General features: G+C 43.0%; 16 protein-coding genes and 1 pseudogene. All 17 read left to right on the top strand.

Features of this window, described 5'->3' with window-relative positions; all coding sequences use genetic code 11:
- Positions 1-17: 17 nt before the first annotated feature.
- Positions 18-1,529, top strand: a complete 1,512-nt coding sequence (locus tag DXA18_RS11030) for an NAD(P)H-hydrate dehydratase (RefSeq protein ID WP_118383916.1) — start codon at positions 18-20, stop codon at positions 1,527-1,529.
- Positions 1,529-2,695 carry an alanine racemase gene (gene alr, locus DXA18_RS11025; RefSeq protein WP_118383932.1) on the top strand — a complete coding sequence of 389 codons (1,167 nt, stop codon included), beginning with the start codon at positions 1,529-1,531 and terminating at the stop codon, positions 2,693-2,695. The genes DXA18_RS11030 and alr overlap by 1 nt, the downstream gene beginning before the upstream one ends.
- 86 nt (positions 2,696-2,781) lie before the next feature.
- On the top strand, positions 2,782-3,129 hold the full coding sequence (locus tag DXA18_RS11020) for a type II toxin-antitoxin system PemK/MazF family toxin (protein WP_118383915.1): 348 nt from the start codon (positions 2,782-2,784) through the stop codon (positions 3,127-3,129).
- Between the two features lie 14 nt (positions 3,130-3,143).
- Positions 3,144-3,926 (top strand): hemolysin family protein, encoded by a 783-nt coding sequence (locus DXA18_RS11015; RefSeq protein ID WP_118383914.1) that lies wholly within the window; start codon positions 3,144-3,146, stop codon positions 3,924-3,926.
- A 55-nt stretch (positions 3,927-3,981) separates the two neighbouring features.
- Positions 3,982-4,713 (top strand): YebC/PmpR family DNA-binding transcriptional regulator, encoded by a 732-nt coding sequence (locus DXA18_RS11010; RefSeq protein WP_118383913.1) that lies wholly within the window; start codon positions 3,982-3,984, stop codon positions 4,711-4,713.
- 34 nt (positions 4,714-4,747) lie between these two features.
- Positions 4,748-6,028, top strand: a complete 1,281-nt coding sequence (locus DXA18_RS11005; RefSeq protein WP_118383912.1) for an O-acetylhomoserine aminocarboxypropyltransferase/cysteine synthase family protein — start codon at positions 4,748-4,750, stop codon at positions 6,026-6,028.
- 67 nt (positions 6,029-6,095) lie between these two features.
- Positions 6,096-6,785, top strand: coding sequence for a ClpP family protease (locus DXA18_RS11000; RefSeq protein WP_118383911.1), 690 nt, complete (start codon positions 6,096-6,098; stop codon positions 6,783-6,785).
- A gap of 108 nt (positions 6,786-6,893) precedes the next feature.
- Positions 6,894-9,344 (top strand): FtsK/SpoIIIE family DNA translocase, encoded by a 2,451-nt coding sequence (locus DXA18_RS10995; RefSeq protein ID WP_118383910.1) that lies wholly within the window; start codon positions 6,894-6,896, stop codon positions 9,342-9,344.
- 43 nt (positions 9,345-9,387) lie between these two features.
- Positions 9,388-11,058 carry a formate--tetrahydrofolate ligase gene (locus DXA18_RS10990; protein WP_118383931.1) on the top strand — a complete coding sequence of 557 codons (1,671 nt, stop codon included), beginning with the start codon at positions 9,388-9,390 and terminating at the stop codon, positions 11,056-11,058.
- 238 nt (positions 11,059-11,296) lie between these two features.
- Positions 11,297-12,147 (top strand): annotated as a pseudogene (folD, locus tag DXA18_RS10980) (bifunctional methylenetetrahydrofolate dehydrogenase/methenyltetrahydrofolate cyclohydrolase FolD).
- Positions 12,148-12,150: 3 nt separating this feature from the next.
- Positions 12,151-13,422, top strand: a complete 1,272-nt coding sequence (locus tag DXA18_RS10975; protein ID WP_118383908.1) for a chitobiase/beta-hexosaminidase C-terminal domain-containing protein — start codon at positions 12,151-12,153, stop codon at positions 13,420-13,422.
- A gap of 139 nt (positions 13,423-13,561) precedes the next feature.
- Positions 13,562-14,743, top strand: a complete 1,182-nt coding sequence (locus DXA18_RS10970; protein WP_118383907.1) for an iron-containing alcohol dehydrogenase — start codon at positions 13,562-13,564, stop codon at positions 14,741-14,743.
- A 139-nt stretch (positions 14,744-14,882) separates the two neighbouring features.
- Positions 14,883-15,770, top strand: a complete 888-nt coding sequence (locus DXA18_RS10965) for a sulfide/dihydroorotate dehydrogenase-like FAD/NAD-binding protein (protein WP_118383906.1) — start codon at positions 14,883-14,885, stop codon at positions 15,768-15,770.
- A complete protein-coding gene (gene gltA, locus DXA18_RS10960; protein WP_118383905.1) occupies positions 15,770-17,158 on the top strand; it encodes an NADPH-dependent glutamate synthase in 1,389 nt (462 codons plus the stop codon). The genes DXA18_RS10965 and gltA overlap by 1 nt, the downstream gene beginning before the upstream one ends.
- A gap of 185 nt (positions 17,159-17,343) precedes the next feature.
- Positions 17,344-18,249 (top strand): quinolinate synthase NadA, encoded by a 906-nt coding sequence (nadA, locus tag DXA18_RS10955; RefSeq protein WP_118383904.1) that lies wholly within the window; start codon positions 17,344-17,346, stop codon positions 18,247-18,249.
- A 14-nt stretch (positions 18,250-18,263) separates the two neighbouring features.
- Positions 18,264-19,445 (top strand): L-aspartate oxidase, encoded by a 1,182-nt coding sequence (locus DXA18_RS10950; RefSeq protein WP_118383903.1) that lies wholly within the window; start codon positions 18,264-18,266, stop codon positions 19,443-19,445.
- Complete coding sequence (gene nadC, locus DXA18_RS10945; protein WP_118383902.1) at positions 19,442-20,293, top strand: carboxylating nicotinate-nucleotide diphosphorylase; 852 nt, start codon at positions 19,442-19,444, stop codon at positions 20,291-20,293. Before DXA18_RS10950 ends, nadC begins: the two co-directional genes overlap by 4 nt.
- Positions 20,294-20,307 lie beyond the last annotated feature (14 nt).

Genomic DNA, 20,307 nt, shown 5'->3' with positions numbered 1-20,307 from the left:
AGGCAGAAAGGAAGTATATGCAGTATTTATTAAATGCGGAACAGATGAAAAGTGCGGACAGTCATACTATACAGGATCTGGGAGTTTCATCCAGAACACTGATGGAACGGGCTGCTGCAGCCTGTACTGATTATATAGAAGAACAAAAGTGGCCGCTGACACATGTATGCATTGTGTGTGGATCAGGAAATAACGGAGGCGATGGCTTTGCTATTGGAAGCATTCTGAAAGAGAAAGGCTGCCAGGTGACAGCAGTATTTGCCGGACGGATGACAAGCCGAACAGAAGAGTGTATATATCAGATGGATCAGTTCGAACAGCGTGGAGGAATTCTTCTCACAGAATGGCAGGATAATGATTACAGCATTGTAATTGATGCATTGTTTGGTGTAGGATTGAATCGTGAGATTACAGGACACTATCTGGAAATACTTCAACATATGAATATGTCATCGGGACGGAAACTCGCGGTTGATATTCCGTCCGGTATCTCAGCTACGGATGGACGTGTATTCGGTGAAGCGTTTCAGGCAGATGCAACCGTAACATTCCAGGATCGAAAGCTGGGTCTGTTTCTGTTTCCCGGTGCATTGTATACCGGAAAAGTCTGCGTGACAGATATCGGAATTGACAGTTTTACAGTAAAGGAACAGCTGGATACTGCATATGCATTAGAAATGAGTGATATTGCCAAACTTCTGCCTGAACGTCCGCCATATGCGCATAAAGGTACATTTGGAAAATTATTATTAATTGCCGGAAGCAGTGGAATGGCAGGAGCTGCATTCTTAAGCGCCTGTGCTGCTTATCGCATGGGAGCAGGACTCGTACGCATTTATACCACTGAAGATAACCGAAGTATTTTACAGCAGCTGATTCCGGAAGCTATTATCACAACATATACGGAATATGACGAAGCAAGTCTTCTGTCGGTACTGGAGTGGGCTGATGCAGTCTGTATAGGATCAGGTCTTGGAAGATCTGATGTAGCAGATCTGATTGTAAATACCGTTTTGAAAGAAATAAATGTGCCATGTCTGATTGATGCGGACGGAATTAATATATTGGCGACGCATCCGGAATGGAAGGACCTGCTGGCAGAAGGCAATTATGTACTGACTCCACATTTGAAGGAATTATCCAGATTAACAGGACGGCCTGTCAACGAGATACAAATGCATCGAAGAGAGGTCCTGGAACAGACGGCAAGAACTTTAGATGTTACTCTGGTACAAAAAGATGCACGTACTTTTGTGGGAGCAAAGGGCAGAAGAATGTATGTGAATCTTACCGGAAATGCTGCAATGGCAAAAGCAGGTTCCGGAGATGTGCTGGCCGGAATTATTGGCGGACTTATGGTGCAGGGATGCGATAATTATGATGCCGCTGTTCTTGGAGTTTATCTCCATGGACTTGCGGGAGATATTGCAAGAAATGAAATGGGGTGCTATAGTGTATTGGCGAGGGATCTTGCTGATGCACTTGGATCAGCGATCCAAATGACAGAAAACTGGAAGGCGGAAAAATGATGAAAGAATATACAAGAGTGTGTGCCAGAATTGATCTGGACGCCATAGAATATAATATGGATCAGATGCATGAAACGGTTGGTGATGCGACTAAGATCATGGCTGTTGTCAAGATGGATGGCTACGGTCACGGGGCGGTACCAATCGCATGTGATCTGGAGAAAAAAAACTACTTGTGGGGATTTGCTACAGCCACACCGGATGAGGGTGTGATTCTGCGTGCAAACGGTATTAGGAAACCGATACTTGTATTGGGTCCTGTTTTTCCATCACAGCAGGCAGAAGCAATTGAACATGAGATCCGTTTCACCTGTTATACGAAAGAAATCGCAGAGCAGATTTCTGAGACAGCAGTAAAGCTTGGAAAGACAGCGTACGTCCATATCAAATTAGACACTGGAATGTCGAGACTTGGATTCCAGATCGATGAGGAGAATGCAGATACAATCGCAGAGATTGCAAAGCTTCCAGGCATTGAGATGGAAGGAATGTATACACATTTCTCCAAAGCAGATGAAGTAGACAAAGCTTATGCCCATAAACAGTTGGAGCGCTATCTGTGGATGCGTAAAGCACTGGAGGACAGAAATGTCACATTTAAGCATTATCACTGTGCAAACAGTGCGGCGATTCTTGATTTGCCAGAGACCTATATGGATATTGTAAGATCAGGTATTTCTACTTATGGCCTGTATCCCTCAGACGAAGTAGATCAGCAGCATGTACATCTGAAACCAGCTATGGAACTGATCAGTCATGTTTCCCATGTGAAATGGGTAGAGGCAGGAGTTCCGGTAAGTTATGGCGGTACGTTTGTGACCGAACGTCCGACCAAGATTGTAACTGTACCGGTAGGATATGGAGATGGATATCCGAGAAGTCTGTCTAATAAAGGCTTTGTATTGATCCATGGCAAGAAAGCCCCGATCCTCGGACGAATCTGTATGGATCAGTTTATGGTAGATTGTACAGAAATTGAAAATGTGGCATATGGAGACCGCGTGGTACTTATCGGTCGGGACGGAGACAATTACCTTCCGGTAGAGACGCTCAGTGATCTGTCCGGTCGTTTCAGCTATGAATTTGTTTGTGACTTGGGTAAGAGAATACCGAGAGAATTTCTGAAAGATGGAAAAGTCATAGAGCAGATTGATTATTTCGCATAAATATATCGAATGAAGAACTGCAATAGAATACATCTGAAAAAAGATGGAAATACTGTTTTTATCAGAAATATGGAGAGTGAAAACAGGTGCAGGTAAAACGTGGAGATATTTATTATGCTGACCTCAGCCCGGTAGTCGGCTCGGAACAGGGAGGCATCAGGCCGGTGCTGATCATACAGAATGACGTAGGTAACAGATACAGTCCGACTGTCATTTGCGCAGCGATTACATCCAGAATGAATAAAGCAAAGTTGCCTACGCATATTGAGATTGATTCCAGGCGATGTCAGATCATGAAGGATTCTGTAATTCTGTTGGAACAGATAAGAACGATTGATAAGCAGAGGCTAAAAGATATGATCGGTCATCTGGATAAAGAACGAATGAGAAGCGTTGATGAAGCGATAAGGGTCAGCCTTGCGCTTCATACATAAAAAGGAGTATGGATATGGAAGAACGAAGTTTGTTTCATCGGATGAGACAGATATTTCGAGAAGAAGGCGAGACAGAAGAAGTCGGAAGTCAGGCAATGAAACTGATCCGCAATATTGTCCGCTATCTTGATAAGGATGCAAAAGACATTATGACACACCGACGTGATATTGTGGGTATCGATGAAGAGGAAACACTGGAAACTGCACTCAAGTTTATGCTGGGAGAACGTTTTTCCAGATTCCCGGTATATCGGGAGGATATTGATGAGATTATAGGAACCATTCATCTTCGGGATGCTATGACGTGTTATTTTACCGAAGCCAACCGCAATCGTCCGATCAAAGAACTGAAAGGGTATATCCGTCCGGTAGATTACATACCTGAAACCAAGAGCATAGATACACTGTTCCGCAGAATGCAGGAAGGAAATAATCATATTGCAATCGTCATTGATGAGTATGGACAGACTTCAGGGCTGGTAGCTATGGAAGATATTCTGGAAGAAATCGTAGGTAATATTATGGACGAATACGATGAAGAGGAAGAGGATATCGAAGTACAGGCAGATGGATCCTATGAAGTCAATGGCTTTACTGACCTGGAGGATCTGGAAGATCTGCTGAATATTCATTTTGATAAGGAAGAGTATGAGACGTTAAACGGATTTCTGATCCATCAGCTTGACAGAATCCCCGGAGAGGATGAGCGCAGCACAGTACTTTATGAAGGATATCTGTTTACAGTGCTGGAAGTAGACAATAATGCGATTCAATCAGTAAAGATTGAAAAAATGTAATATGCATGATAGAATAAAATGTATGCGAACTAATAGAAGATAAGGAGAGAAGAAGATGTCAGGACATTCAAAATTTGCCAATATTAAGCATAAAAAAGAAAAAAATGATGCTGCAAAAGGTAAGATTTTTACAAAAATCGGTAAAGAGCTTGCAGTAGCGGTAAAAGAAGGTGGAAGCGCTGATCCGGCTAACAACAGCCGTCTGCGTGATGTTATCGCAAAGGCTAAATCTAACAATATGCCAAATGACACGATTGAGAGAAATATTAAAAAAGCTGCAGGCGAAGGCGGATCAGCAGATTACGAACATATTACATACGAAGGTTACGGTCCGAATGGTACGGCAATTATAGTCGAGACACTGACAGATAATAAGAACCGTACGGCATCTAATGTTAAGAGTGCATTTACAAAAGGTAATGGCAACGTAGGTACACCGGGATGTGTATCTTTTATGTTTGACCGTAAGGGACAGATTATTGTAGATAAGGAAGAATACGATGGAGATGCCGATGATCTTATGATGCAGGCACTGGATGCAGGTGCAGAAGACTTTGCTGAGGAAGATGACAGCTTTGAGATTCTGACGGATCCAGATGATTTCAGTGAGGTGCGTGAAGCACTTGAAGAAGCAGGAATTCATATGGCGTCTGCAGAAGTAACCATGATTCCGCAGACTTATGTAGAACTTACTGATCCTAAGGATATTCAGAATATTCAGAAAACCCTGGATCTGTTGGATGATGACGATGATGTACAGGATGTATATCATAACTGGGATGAATAATTATGGATAAAGGATAAAAGGAGGCATCGAGAGGATGAGTGATTACAAGATTGAAACTAAGTGTATTCAGTCAGGATATAAACCGGGCAATGGAGAGCCAAGAGTTCTGCCAATCTATCAGAGTACAACATTTAAATATAATTCCAGTGACCAGATGGGAAGACTTTTTGACCTGGAAGAGAGCGGATATTTTTATACACGGTTGCAGAATCCGACCAATGATGCGGTAGCTGCAAAGATCTGTGATCTGGAGGGTGGAGTGGCAGCAATGCTTACTTCATCGGGACAGGCAGCTAATTTCTATGCGATCATGAATATTGTGGAAGCAGGAGATCATATTGTATGTGCATCTGCACTGTACGGCGGTACTTATAATCTTTACGCTCACACCATCAAGAAGATGGGCGTTGAGGCTACTTTTGTTGAGCCGGACTGCAGTGAGGAAGATTTGAATGCCGCGTTTCGTGATAATACAAAGGTTGTATTTGGTGAATCTATTGCAAACCCTGCACTGGTTGTTCTTGATTTTGAAAAGTTTGCCAAAGCAGCACATGCGCACGGTGTACCATTTATTGTAGATAATACATTTGCCACACCGATCAACTGCAGACCATTTGCATGGGGTGCGGATATTGTAACACATTCAACTACCAAATATATGGACGGACATGCGACTTGTGTAGGTGGTGTGATCGTAGACAGTGGTAATTTTGACTGGGAAGCTTACGGTGACAAATTTGCAGGACTCACCACACCGGATGAGACCTACCATGGCATCGTGTATACACAGAAATTCGGCAAGGCTGCATACATAACAAAAGCTACATCACAGCTGATGCGTGACCTTGGCTCTATCCAGGCACCGCAGAATGCATTTTTGCTGAATCTGGGACTCGAAACATTACATCTTCGTGTACCTCGTCATTGTGAGAACGCATTGAAGGTTGCGAAATATCTGCAGGGACATGAAAAGGTGGCGTGGGTTAACTATCCGGGACTGGAAGGTGATTCTCAGTATGAACTGGCTCAGAAATATATGCCAAACGGAACATGCGGTGTGCTTACATTTGGTCTGAAAGGCGGACGTGACAGCGCAGTGAAGATGATGGACAGCCTGAAAATGGTTGCGATCGTAACTCATGTGGCAGATGCAAGGAGTTGTGTACTGCATCCGGCAAGTCACACACATCGCCAGATGAATGATCAGGAATTGATGGAAGCCGGGGTACAGCCGGATTTGATTCGTTTCAGTGTAGGTATCGAGAATGCTGATGATATTATCGCTGATGTAGAACAGGCACTGGAACAGGTATAAGAATCCTGTATACATGAATAAGAACTATATAACACTTCCATACTAAAGGGTATGGAGGTGTTTTTATATGCAGAAAAATGAAGAAAAGCAGGAGAAAAAAGCAGAGATCAAAGAAACCGGTTCACTGGATCTTGATGAAAGTCGTGCGCACCACAGAATTAAATTAATCACAATCATCGGAGAGATAGAAGGACATGATGCGGTCAGCGGAAGCACAAAGGCAACCAAATACGAGCATTTGCTTCCCATGCTTGCGGAAATAGAAGACAGTTGTGAGATAGATGGTCTGCTGATTCTGTTAAATACTCTGGGTGGCGATGTGGAAGCAGGACTTTCGATTGCAGAAATGATCGCGTCTCTCAGTAAGCCTACGGTGTCGTTGGTGCTCGGAGGAAGCCATTCTATCGGTGGTCCTCTTGCAGTAGCAGCTGATTATTCTTTTATTGTACCAAGTGGAACCATGATCATCCATCCGGTAAGATCCAATGGAATGTTCATCGGGGTAGAACAGAGTTTCCGCAATATGGTAAAAACGCAGGATCGGATTACGGCATTTCTCTCAAACCATTCCCATATGACGCAGGATAGGATTGAAGAACTGATGCTGAATCCAACACAGCTTGTCAAAGATGTGGGAACAATGCTGGAAGGCCCGGAAGCAGTTGCAGTCGGTCTCATTGATGAAGTGGGAGGATTAAAAGAAGCACTGGCGAAACTGCATCAAATGATCGATGAAAATGGAACAGAAAATGGATAATTAAATAATGACAGTCTCTTGTAAAAATGATATACTTTAAATAGTATGTGTATCTATACTTTGTGATGATATGCCTATAGATACGATACGCGAAACAGGGGGGATTATATGGCTTCGAAGTCTAAGAAGAAAAGTACGTCTAAAAAGACCACCGGGAAGACAACGAAGAAAGCGGGAGAGAATTTTGTAATTGATGAAATAATTATATGGATCGTGCTGGCTGTCAGCATACTTCTTCTGATCAGTAATTTTGGATTTGGTGGAACACTTGGGGCGTCAGCTTCGGCTTTCTTGATGGAAAGCTTTGGTGCAGGTGCGTATCTTGTACCTTTTCTGCTATTTGGAGTAACAGCATTTCTGGTATCGAACAAGCATAATCGTATCGCATACTGGAAATCCGGCGCAGCTGTGATCTGTTTCCTGATTTTATGTGGTTTATTTGAATTGATCAGTGATGCGGGAGGTACTGTCGGAGGATCGCTTGCAGACACCCTGTCACCGGCTCTCGGAGTGGCAGGTACATATGTGATTTTGATTATTATGATGATCATTGGAATAGTGATCATCACTGGGCGTTCCGTTCTCAAAGGTGTAAAGAAGCAGAGCGATCGCGCTTATTCACATGCAAAAGAGTCCAATACCAGAAGGCGCGAGGCATCTGCAAGACGCAGAGAAGAACGACGCACAGCCAGAGAAGAAAAAGAACTGGAACAGGCTAAAGCAGAAAAGAAGACTGCATCAAAGAGAAAAGACCGTCACGTGGAGGGAGTATCTTTTGATACAACATTGAGCGGAAGATCTCCGGAGATGAAAGAGATGAAAGCTGACGAACTTAAGACCGATATTCCGTCAGCAGTTCAGCCAAACACGAAAGATACACAGGATCTGGTGATTAACAGGACACAGCCGGAGATGGCTGCGCAGCCAGACGATCTGCCGGATCCATTTGATACTGATTCGGCTGTGGAATCTTTAGCGGAGTCCAAAGCTCTGGCAAAGAGAAGCAGGAAAAAGGCAGGGGCAGATGCGATTGCTCAGGAGACTGCAAGCGTAGCTCAGGCAGTTTCAGAAAATGAAGTTAAGAATGAGACTTATCATACGCCTCCATTTTCGTTGCTTACAAGAGGTAAAAAAGGCGGTGGGGATTCGGATACACATCTTCGCGAAACCGCCGGAAAGCTGCAGGATACACTGCACAGTTTCGGCGTGAATGTAACGGTTACCAATGTAAGTTGTGGACCATCTGTTACCAGATATGAGCTTCAGCCGGAGCAGGGTGTGAAAGTCAGCAAGATTGTAGGACTTGCTGATGATATCAAGTTGAATCTTGCGGCTGCGGATATTCGTATTGAAGCACCGATCCCAGGAAAAGCAGCGGTGGGTATCGAAGTACCAAATAAAGAAAATTCTGCAGTTATGCTGCGGGATCTTCTGGAGTCGATTGAATTTAAAAACAGTGCATCAAATGTATCCTTTGCGGTAGGCCGGGATATTGCAGGAAGATGTGTTGTGGCTGACATTGCCAAGATGCCGCATCTTCTGATCGCAGGAGCGACCGGTTCCGGTAAATCTGTGTGTATCAATACATTGATCATGAGTATTTTATATAAAGCATCACCAGATCAGGTGCGACTGATCATGGTGGATCCGAAAGTAGTAGAATTAAGTGTATACAATGGCATTCCGCATCTGATGATTCCTGTAGTAACAGACCCGAAGAAAGCTGCAGGAGCTCTTAATTGGGCAGTTGCGGAAATGACAAGACGTTATCAGGCATTTGCGGAGCATCAAGTCCGTGATATGAAAGGATATAATGAGAAAGTAAGTCGGCTGGAACCGGATGAGAACGGCAATAAGCCGGACACTATGCCGCAGATTGTAATCATTGTGGACGAACTTGCCGATCTGATGATGGTGGCACCAGGTGAGGTGGAAGAATCTATCTGTCGTCTGGCCCAGCTTGCAAGAGCAGCCGGCATTCACCTGGTACTTGCAACTCAGAGACCGTCTGTTAATGTCATTACTGGTCTGATTAAAGCCAATATGCCGTCCAGAATTGCATTTTCTGTATCATCGGGTGTGGATTCAAGGACGATCATTGACATGAACGGAGCTGAGAAACTCCTCGGAAAGGGTGATATGCTCTTTTATCCGAGCGGTTATCAGAAACCGGTCCGTGTGCAGGGAGCATTTGTTTCGGACAAGGAGGTTCAGAAGGTAACCGATTATCTGAAAGATCACAATGGAGATGCTGCTTACAGCCAGGAAGTGGTAGAACACATGAATTCCAGCGCTGCCGCTGGAAATATGATGTCTGGCAGTGACAGTGCAAGCGAACGAGATGCCTATTTTGTAGATGCAGGTAAGCTGATCATCGACAAAGAAAAGGCGTCTATTGGAATGTTACAGCGGATGTTCAAGATCGGCTTTAACCGTGCCGCAAGAATTATGGATCAGCTCTGTGAAGCAGGTGTGGTTGGACCGGAAGAGGGAACAAAGCCAAGAAAGGTACTCATGTCTATGGAAGAGTTTGAACAGTACATAGAAGAGTATGTTTAATATAGTTACTGGACACTAATGAAGGAAAGAAAGGATGAAGAACATGAAAACAGATATTCAAATCGCACAGGAAGCAGAAATGAGCCATATCAGAGATGTAGCCGCATCGATCGGAATTGAGGAAGACGATCTGGAATTATACGGTAAGTATAAGGCAAAACTTTCGGATGATTTATATGATAAGATAAAGGATAACCCAGACGGCAAGCTTGTTCTTGTAACAGCGATCAATCCTACTCCAGCAGGCGAGGGTAAGACTACTACTACAGTAGGACTTGGTGAAGCATTTGCCAAGATGAATAAAAAAGCTATTATTGCACTTCGTGAGCCATCGCTCGGACCATGTTTCGGTATTAAAGGAGGAGCTGCCGGTGGCGGATATGCACAGGTTGTGCCGATGGAAGATCTGAACCTGCATTTTACAGGAGATTTTCATGCAATCACTTCAGCGAATAATCTGCTTGCAGCATTATTGGATAATCATATTCAGCAGGGTAATGCGCTGGGCATTGATCCACGCCAGGTGGTATGGAAACGTTGTGTAGATATGAATGACCGTAATCTGCGTAATATTGTAGTCGGACTTGGTAACAAGACGGATGGAATGGTAAGAGAGGATCATTTTGTAATTACAGTTGCTTCTGAGATCATGGCTATTCTCTGTCTTGCAGAAGATATAAAGGATCTGAAAGCAAGACTGGGACGCATTATCGTAGCATATAACTTCCAGGGTGATCCTGTAACAGCAGATGATTTACAGGCAACCGGAGCAATGACAGCACTTTTAAAAGATGCTATCAAACCAAATCTGATCCAGACGCTGGAGCATACACCGGCGCTTGTACACGGTGGACCATTTGCCAATATTGCCCACGGATGTAACAGTGTACGTGCTACCAGAATGGCATTGAAACTGGCAGATATTACGATTACGGAAGCTGGATTTGGTGCAGATCTTGGTGCTGAAAAATTTATGGACATCAAATGTCGTATGTCCGGTCTGAAGCCGGATGCAGTAGTATTGGTTGCAACAGTGCGCGCATTGAAGTATAATGGCGGAGTACCAAAAGATCAGCTTTCTGATGAGAACCTGGAAGCGCTTGCAAAAGGTATTGTGAATCTGGAAAAACATATTGAGAATATTCAGAAATATGATGTACCGGTAGTTGTTACGCTGAATTCTTTCGTGACAGATACGGATGCAGAGAATGAATATATCCGCAGATTCTGTGAAGAGAGAGGCTGTGAATTTGCTCTTTCTGAGGTATGGGAAAAAGGTGGAGAGGGCGGTATCGCTCTTGCTGAAAAAGTACTTGAAACATTGGAGAACAAGGAAAGTCATTTCCATCCGCTGTATGAGGACGGTCTGTCTCTGCAGGAAAAGATTGAGACTATCTCTAAAGAAATCTATGGTGCAAGAGGTGTGATCTTTGAGCCTAAGGCAGCCAAACAACTCGCCAAGATTGAAGCGATGGGATTTGGCAACATGCCTGTCTGTATGGCAAAGAATCAGTATTCACTGTCTGATGATGCTAAGAAGCTTGGCAGACCGACAGATTTTGATATACATATCCGTGAAGCTTATGTAAGTGCAGGTGCAGGATTTGTAGTAGCACTGACAGGAGCTGTTATGACGATGCCTGGACTTCCGAAGGTTCCGGCTGCCAATAATATTGACGTAACTGAAGCTGGTCAGATCACAGGATTGTTCTAAAAAAGTATATAATATGATGCCAGAGTCAAAAGATCTAAATCCACATGAGCTCGCTCATAAGTGGACTTAGACCTTGGGACCCGCCCCAATATGAGCCTAAAAGTGGGATATTAATCCCACGATATGCGAATAATTGGGAGGATTGTGGGAGTGCATAGCACGGAACAATCCGCAGGCATCATAGTTGGGGCTTTTGACCCCAACATCATAATATATAAATATAAGGGGAATTGGAATTATGCCGTTATTGATTGATGGAAAGAAAATCTCTACCGAGATCAAGGATGAGTTGAAGGTAACCGTTGAAGAATTGAAGAAACAGGGTGTGGAGACCTGCCTGGCAGTAATTCAGGTGGAGATGATCCTGCATCCAGCATTTATGTACGTAATAAAAAAAGAGCATGTGCCTATGTAGGAATCGAATCACTTTCTTACGAGCTTCCTGAAGAGACTACAGAAGATCAACTGGTGAAGTTAGTAAAAGAATTGAACGAGAATGATAATGTACATGGTATTCTGGTACAGCTTCCGCTTCCAAAGCATATTAATGCAGATACGATTATCCGTACGATTTCACCGGATAAAGATGTGGACGGATTTCATCCGGAAAGCGTAGGACGACTCTGTATCGGAGAACCAGGCTTTGTATCCTGCACACCGGCGGGAATCATCCAGCTTCTGAAACGCTCCGGAATTGAAATAGAAGGAAAAGAATGTGTGGTTGTAGGAAGAAGTAACATTGTAGGCAAACCGATGTCTATTCTGCTTCTTCGTGAAAATGGAACAGTTACGATCACGCACTCCAGGACCAAAGATCTGAAAGAAGTTACAGGAAGAGCTGATATCCTTGTAGTTGCCATCGGCAAACCGAAATTCATCACAGCAGACTATGTGAAAGAAGGTGCGGTAGTTATTGACGTAGGTATGCATCGTAACGAAGAAAACAAGTTATGTGGTGATGTGGACTTTGATGATATAAAAGATAAAGTATCAGCAATTACTCCGGTACCAGGTGGAGTTGGTCCTATGACAATCGCTATGCTGATGTACAATTGTGTAGAAGCAGCGAAGGGTCAGGAGGTAGAGTAGAACATGAGATGCAGACGCTGTGGTGCAGAGATGCCGGAGGGCGCGCTTAGATGTGAAGAATGTGGGGCAGAGATACGCATTGTACCGGATTACAATCCTTTAGACGATGTGCTTGCTGCACAGGTGAAAGGTGCAATCGATGGTTCTGACACACCACTTGATGACTATGATTATCAGACAAGCACGATACCAACAGCGAGAAGAAATTCCGGTACACGTGGAGGTCAGTCTTCTCGCAGGACTTCATCCGGTCAGCGTAGGACTTCGTCCGGACAACGTCGACCTGAAAGAGAGGACAGATCCAGAAGACAACTTACTCCGCAGGAAGAGCGCAGGAGACGTGTTGCCAGGAAAAAAGCTCTGAAGAAGAAAAAGAGAAAAAGAGCACTGCTTCTTACCGGTATTTTTCTTGTGATTCTTGTGATCGCTGGATTGATCATGTATCAGTTTTCGTATAATGGTTATGTGAAGAAAGGTTATAAAGCACTGAGCAGTAAAGATTATACGGAAGCGGAAACACAGTTTAAGAAAGCTATTAAGAAGAAGCCTAAGAAAGCAGAAGCATATGAGGGATTGTCTGAACTGTATATTGAGCAGAATGAGAGTGGCAAGGCGGAAGAAATCCTGTTAAGTGCGGTAGATAAATATTCGGATAGTGTTGATGTATATAAGGCATGTTTTAAATTCTATGAAGATACTAAGAATCAGGGCGAAATTCCGTTAATATTAGACGGGGCTAAGTCCAGTGTGGCTGATCAGCTTACGGAATACGCGTCAGAATCACCAGAATTCAGCCTGGATGACAGTGAAAGTTTTGACGATGTTCAGCAGCTTTCATTGACTACAACGGAGAAGAATATCTATTATACCGATGATGGAAGTGATCCATTTTCATCTAAAACTCGTATCAAATACGAAAAACCAATTCAGATCTCTGAGGGTGAGACAGAAATCAAAGCAGTATCTGTCAATGCGAACGGCATTCCAAGTCTTACCGTAAGTAAGACTTATGAAGTAGAACTGCCAATCGAAGATGCACCTGCTGTATCTCCGTCTACCGGTCAGTATGATACCGATACAAAGATCAGTATTGTTGTGCCGGACGGCTATACAGCTTACTATACAACAGATGGATCTACCCCAGATGAAGATTCGGAAGAATATACGGATCCGATCTCTATGCCAGAAGGAACAACCATTTTCAAAGCGGTTCTTGTGAATGGAAAAGGACGTTTGAGTGGTGTTACTACTCGTAATTACGAACGGACTGAATAGAATAATATCCAATGCAATATAAACGGATTGTGCGTAAAAAAGTACAATCCGTTATTTATTTAACTATTGTGTTAAATAAATAACGGTCGTATAATGTGAATGTAAAAAAGTAATCCATTATACAAAGGAGCAATTAATTATGAGCAGATTTACATTACCTAGAGACGTATACCATGGAATGGGTTGCCTGGAGGAGCTTAAGAACCTAAAAGGTAAAAAAGCAATTCTTGTAGTTGGCGGAGGTTCTATGAGAAGACAGGGATTTCTTGACAAAGCAGTCGATTATCTGAAAGATGCCGGAATGGAAGTTGAACTTTTTGAAGGTGTAGAACCTGATCCGTCTGTTGAGACAGTTATGAAAGGTGCCGAAGCAATGCGTAAGTTCCAACCAGACTGGATCGTAGCAATGGGTGGTGGATCACCGATTGATGCAGCCAAAGCTATGTGGGCTTTCTATGAGTATCCGGATACCACATTTGAAGCACTTTGTATTCCGTTTAATTTCCCGGAACTGCGTCAGAAAGCAAAATTCTGTGCAATTCCTTCTACATCTGGTACAGCTACAGAGGTTACGGCATTCTCTGTAATTACAAATTATGAGACCGGAGTAAAATATCCGCTGGCTGACTTTAATATTACACCTGATGTGGCAATTGTTGACCCGGAACTGGTTATGGGACTTCCAATCAAACAGGTTGCTTACACCGGAATGGATGCATTGACACATGCGATTGAAGCGTATGTATCTACACTTAATTGTCCATTCACAGATCCGCTTGCATTGCAGGCAATCGAGATGGTTCTTGATTATCTGCCGGCATCCTATAAATGTGACAAGGTAGCGAGAGAACAGATGCATTACGCACAGTGTCTTGCAGGTATGGCATTCTCTAACGCTTTACTTGGCATTGTTCATTCTATGGCGCACAAGACGGGTGCTGCATTCTCTACCGGACATATTCCGCATGGATGTGCCAATGCGATTTATTTGCCATATGTTATAAAATACAACGCCAAGGATCCGATAGCCGCTAAGCGTTATGCCGAGATCGCACGTAGAATGGGACTGGCAGGAATATCTGAAAAAGCATTGATCAACAGTCTGTGTGAGAAGATTGATGAGTTCAATGTAAAACTCAATATTCCAAAGACTTTGAAAGAATTTGGAATCAATGAGGATGAATTTAAAGAAAAGATTGATAAGATTGCAGAGCTTGCAGTCGGTGATGCATGTACAGGATCTAATCCAAGAACTATCGATCCGGAGACAATGAAAAAACTGTTTGAGTGTACATATTATGGTACAGAAGTAGACTTCTAAATTTCAGAAATTCAGGAAAGCAGATTCTGTAAATTCAGGCAATTTCAGGGAATCTGCTTTCTTTTTGTAAACTTTCCTTGAAAATTTCAGATGTATACATTATCATTATTAGTAAAATCAATAGACAGGAGGAAACAAGATGTACAAGATACAGAAAGCCGAGAAGCTGAACGAGAATATCTATCTGATGGTCGTAGAAGCTCCTCGTGTGGCAAGACATTGCGAGCCTGGACAGTTCGTTATTGTAAAAATAGATGAGACAGGAGAACGTATCCCGCTGACCATCTGCGATTACGACAGAGAAGCAGGTACGATTACTATCGTATTCCAGCCAGTTGGCGCATCTACAAGAAAATTTGCTGAATTAAAAGAAGGAGATGCGTTCCGTGATTTTACCGGACCACTTGGCTGTCCTTCTGAATTTGTAAAAGAAGATATTGAGAGCTTGAAAAAGAAGAAGATCCTGTTTGTAGGCGGTGGTGTAGGTGCTGCACCGGTATATCCGCAGGTAAAATGGCTGAAAGAACACGGTATTGATGCTGATGTAATCATTGGTTCTAAGAATAAAGACCTGTTGATTCTGGAGGATGAGATGCGTGCGGTATCCGGTAATTACTATCCATGTACAGATGACGGTTCTTACGGACATGCCGGAATGGTTACCACTATGGTAGAGGAATTGGTAGAGCAGGGCAATCATTACGATGTCTGTATCGCTATTGGACCGATGATCATGATGAAATTCGTATGTCTCCTTACTAAAAAGCTTGCAATCCCGACTGTTGTTAGCATGAACCCGATCATGGTAGACGGAACTGGTATGTGTGGTGCCTGTCGTCTCCTGGTAGGCGATGAAGTGAAATTCGCCTGCGTGGATGGACCGGAATTTGACGGACATCTGGTAGACTTTGATAATGCCATGAAGAGACAGCAGATGTATAAGACGCAGGAAGGCCGTGCTTTACTGAAGCTGCAGGAGGGTAATACACATCATGGCGGATGCGGTAATTGCGGAGGTGACAACTAATGGCTGATATGTTAAAGAGAATTCCTGTCAGAGAACAGGATGCAAAAGTACGTGCAACTAATTTTGAAGAAGTATGTTATGGATATAATAAAGAAGAGGCAATGGAAGAAGCAACCAGATGTCTGAACTGTAAAAATGCAAGATGTATTCAGGGCTGTCCGGTATCAATCAATATTCCTGGATTTATATCCAAAGTAAAAGATGGAGATATCGAAGGTGCTTATCAGGTCATCGGTGAATCTTCTGCACTGCCGGCAATCTGTGGTCGTGTATGTCCTCAGGAATCACAGTGTGAATGTAAATGTATCCGCGGCATTAAAGGTGATGCTGTATCTATCGGTAAGCTGGAGCGTTTTGTAGCAGATTATGCACTGGAGCATGATATCAAGCCTAAGAAAGCAGAGAAGACAAATGGTCATAAGGTGGCTGTGATCGGTTCCGGTCCATCCGGACTTACATGTGCTGGTGATCTTGCAAAACTTGGTTATGAAGTAACGGTATTTGAAGCGCTTCATGAGCTGGGTGGAGTACTGGTATATGGTATCCCGGAATTCCGTCTTCCAAAAGAAAAAGTTGTTAAGAAAGAGATCGAAAAAGTCAAAGAGCTTGGTGTTAAATTTGAGACCAATGTAGTGATTGGTAAATCAACTACAATTGATCAGCTGATGGAAGAGGAAAACTTCGAAGCTGTATTTATTGGATCAGGTGCAGGTCTTCCGATGTTTATGGGAATTCCTGGTGAGACAGCGAATGGAGTATTCTCCGCAAATGAGTATCTGACCAGAAGTAATCTGATGAAAGCTTTTGATAATAATTATGACACACCAATTGCAGCTGGTAAGAAAGTAGCTGTAGTCGGCGGTGGTAACGTAGCGATGGATGCAGCCAGGACAGCGCTTCGTCTTGGCGCAGATGTACATATCGTATATCGTCGAAGTGAGGCAGAGCTTCCGGCAAGAGCAGAAGAAGTCCATCATGCAAAAGAAGAAGGCATTATCTTCAATCTGTTGACCAATCCGGTAGAGATCCTTACCGATGATAACGGATGGGTAAAAGGCATGAAAGTAATCAAAATGGAACTTGGTGAACCAGATGCATCTGGCAGAAGACGTCCGGTACCGATCGAAGGATCTGAGTATGAGATTGAACTGGATACAGTTATCATGGCACTTGGTACTTCTCCAAATCCATTGATCGCATCTACAACGGAGGGACTTGAGACCAACCGAAGAAGATGTATTGTAGCTGAAGAAGAAAATGGACAGACATCCAAGGCTGCCGTATTCGCAGGCGGCGATGCTGTGACCGGAGCAGCTACAGTTATCCTTGCTATGGGTGCCGGAAAAGCAGGCGCGAAGGGTATTCATGAATATCTGTCACAGAAATAAAACAAACTAAATACTGAAAGATTACGATGATTTTGAGGAGATTATAGAAATATAGTCTCCTTATTTGTTTCTTGAAATAATATTTTAGATTTTGTCATATATTTGTAGTTTACAACTGTCTTGTCACATGTTGATACATGTGCTATAATTGTCAACAGTGTAGCTGTAAACAGGAGGAAACTGAGATGAATATTACAGACGAGATCAAGAAATTAAAAAAAGAAAAAGATGCAGTCATCCTTGCACATTACTATGTGAGACCGGAAGTGCAGGACATCGCAGACTATATAGGAGATTCTTTTTATCTGAGCCGTGTGGCTACAGAACTTACCGCTAAGACAATCGTATTCTGCGGAGTATCCTTTATGGGAGAGAGTGCAAAGATTCTCAATCCAGAGAAAACGGTGCTTATGCCAGATCTGCAGGCCGATTGTCCGATGGCTCATATGGCAGATATTGATCGTATTAAAAAAGTGCGTGAGACTTACGAAGATGTGGCAGTTGTCTGCTACATCAATTCCACAGCTGAATTAAAGGAGTATTCAGATGTGTGCGTGACATCTGCGAATGCAGTTAAGATTGTAAAGAAACTGCCAAACAAGAATATATACTTTATTCCTGACAGGAATCTGGCTCATTACATAGCAGATCAGGTTCCGGAGAAGCATTTTATCTTCAACGAGGGATTCTGTCCAACCCATGAACGCATGGAAGCAGACGAGGTGCTGAAGGCAAAAGATGAACATCCGGATGCACTGGTGCTTGCGCATCCAGAATGCAGACAGGAGATTTTAGCAATTGCTGATTATATCGGAAGTACATCCGGCATTATTAATTATGCGACGGACAGTGACCGTCAGGAGTTTATTATCTGTACTGAAGAAGGAGTACATTACAAACTGACACAGAACAATCCGGATAAACAATTTTACTATCCGGAGACGGTACCTGTATGTCCGAACATGAAGAAAAACACGTTGGAAAAAGTATTACATGTACTGAAGACAGGCGACAATCAGGTGCATGTAACAGATAGTCTGCGTGAGAATTCCAAGAAACCTCTGGAGCGTATGCTAGAGCTTGGCAAGTAAGGAGATGTATGAAGATGAAATATAATACAGATACAGTCATTGTGGGAACAGGTGTCAGCGGATGTTTTGCGGCACTGAATCTTCCGGAAGATATGAAGATTCTGCTGATCACAAAGTCAGATCTGGAAAGCAGTGATTCTTTCCTGGCACAGGGAGGTATCTGTGTCCTGCGGGATAATCAGGATTATGACAGTTATTTTGAAGATACTATGAGAGCCGGGCATTATGAGAACCGTAAGGAGTCCGTAGATATTATGATCCGGAGTTCACAGGAGATTATTCGTGATCTGATCGGATATGGTGTAGAATTTGCACAGAAGGATGGCAAGCTTCTATTTACAAGAGAAGGGGCACATTCCAGACCACGTATTTTGTTTCATGAAGATATTACTGGTAAAGAAATCACCACAAAGTTATTACATCAGGTGAAGAGACGTAAAAATATTACGATTCTGGAATATACGACCATGAAGGATATTCTGGAAGATGCAGATGGATGTGAAGGAATTGTTGCTGAGACAAAAGACGGAGAAGAACTTATAATCCATGCGGAGCATACCATTTTTGCCAGCGGCGGTATCGGAGGATGTTATGAGCATTCGACAAATTTTCCGCATTTGACAGGAGATGCAATCGATATTTCTAAAAAACATCATATTAAACTGGAACATCTGGATTATGTACAGATACATCCGACAACACTGTATACGGAAAAACCGGGAAGAAGTTTCCTGATCTCTGAGTCAGTCCGTGGCGAGGGTGCACTCCTGTATGATAAGAATGGTGAACGTTTTGTGGATGAACTGCTGCCAAGAGATGTAGTTACCAAAGCCATCCAGAAACAGATGGAGAAGGATCATACTTCTCATGTATGGCTTTCTCTGGAGCATATTGACAAAGAGATCATCATGAAACATTTTCCGAATATCTATGAACGTTGTCTGGAAGAAGGATATGATGTAACAAAAGAATGGATTCCTGTAGTCCCGGCGCAGCATTATTTTATGGGCGGCATCTGGGTAGATAAAGACAGTCATACGTCTATGAACCATCTTTATGCAGTCGGAGAGACCAGCTGTAATGGTGTCCATGGAGCCAACCGGCTTGCCAGTAACTCCCTTCTGGAGAGTCTGGTATTTGCCAAACGTGCTGCAGAAAAGATTAAGTCTGAGAGAAATGAGGAAATAAAAGTATGAACGAAATAACAATGCGTTTGCAGGCAGATCATCTGATTCTGGAAGCATTAAAAGAAGATATATCCAGTGAAGATGTGACTACTAATTCAGTTATGAAAGAATATGTAAAGGGTGAAGTGCAGCTGATATGTAAGCAGAATGGTATTATTTCAGGTCTGGAAGTATTTAAACGTGTCTTTGAATTATTGGATGAAAGGACAGCAGTGATCTTCTATTGTAAAGATGGGGATGCTGTTGAAGAAGGACAACTTATGGGAATTGTCACAGGAGATATCCGGGTACTTTTATCCGGAGAACGTGTGGCACTGAACTATCTCCAGAGAATGAGTGGCATTGCAACCTATACACATTCCGTAGCAAAGCTTTTGGAAGGTACAAAGATCAAGCTTCTGGATACCCGCAAGACGACACCGAATATGCGCATATTTGAAAAATATGCAGTGCGTACGGGAGGCGGATATAATCATCGGTACAATCTGTCAGATGGTGTGCTTCTGAAAGATAATCATATTGGAGCTGCCGGAAGTGTAACAAAGGCAGTGCAGATGGCAAAGGACTATGCTCCATTTGTACGAAAGATTGAGATTGAGGTAGAGAATCTTGACATGGTAAAAGAAGCGGTAGAAGCCGGTGCCGATATTATCATGCTCGACAATATGGATACGGATACCATGAAAGAAGCGATCCGAATGATTGGTGGACGTGCAGAGACAGAATGTTCCGGTAATGTGACAAAAGAGAATATCGCAAGACTTACGGAACTTGGTGTAGATTACATTTCCAGCGGAGCACTGACTCACTCTGCACCAATTCTTGATATTTCACTGAAGAATTTGCATGCAGTATAAATTATATTGTCTGT

The organism is Dorea sp. AM58-8 (assembly GCF_003464045.1).
Classification (GTDB): Bacteria; Bacillota; Clostridia; order Lachnospirales; family Lachnospiraceae; genus Claveliimonas; species Claveliimonas ammoniilytica.
Note: the sequence above shows the minus strand (reverse complement) of the source record. Positions and strands in the feature narration are given on the sequence as shown.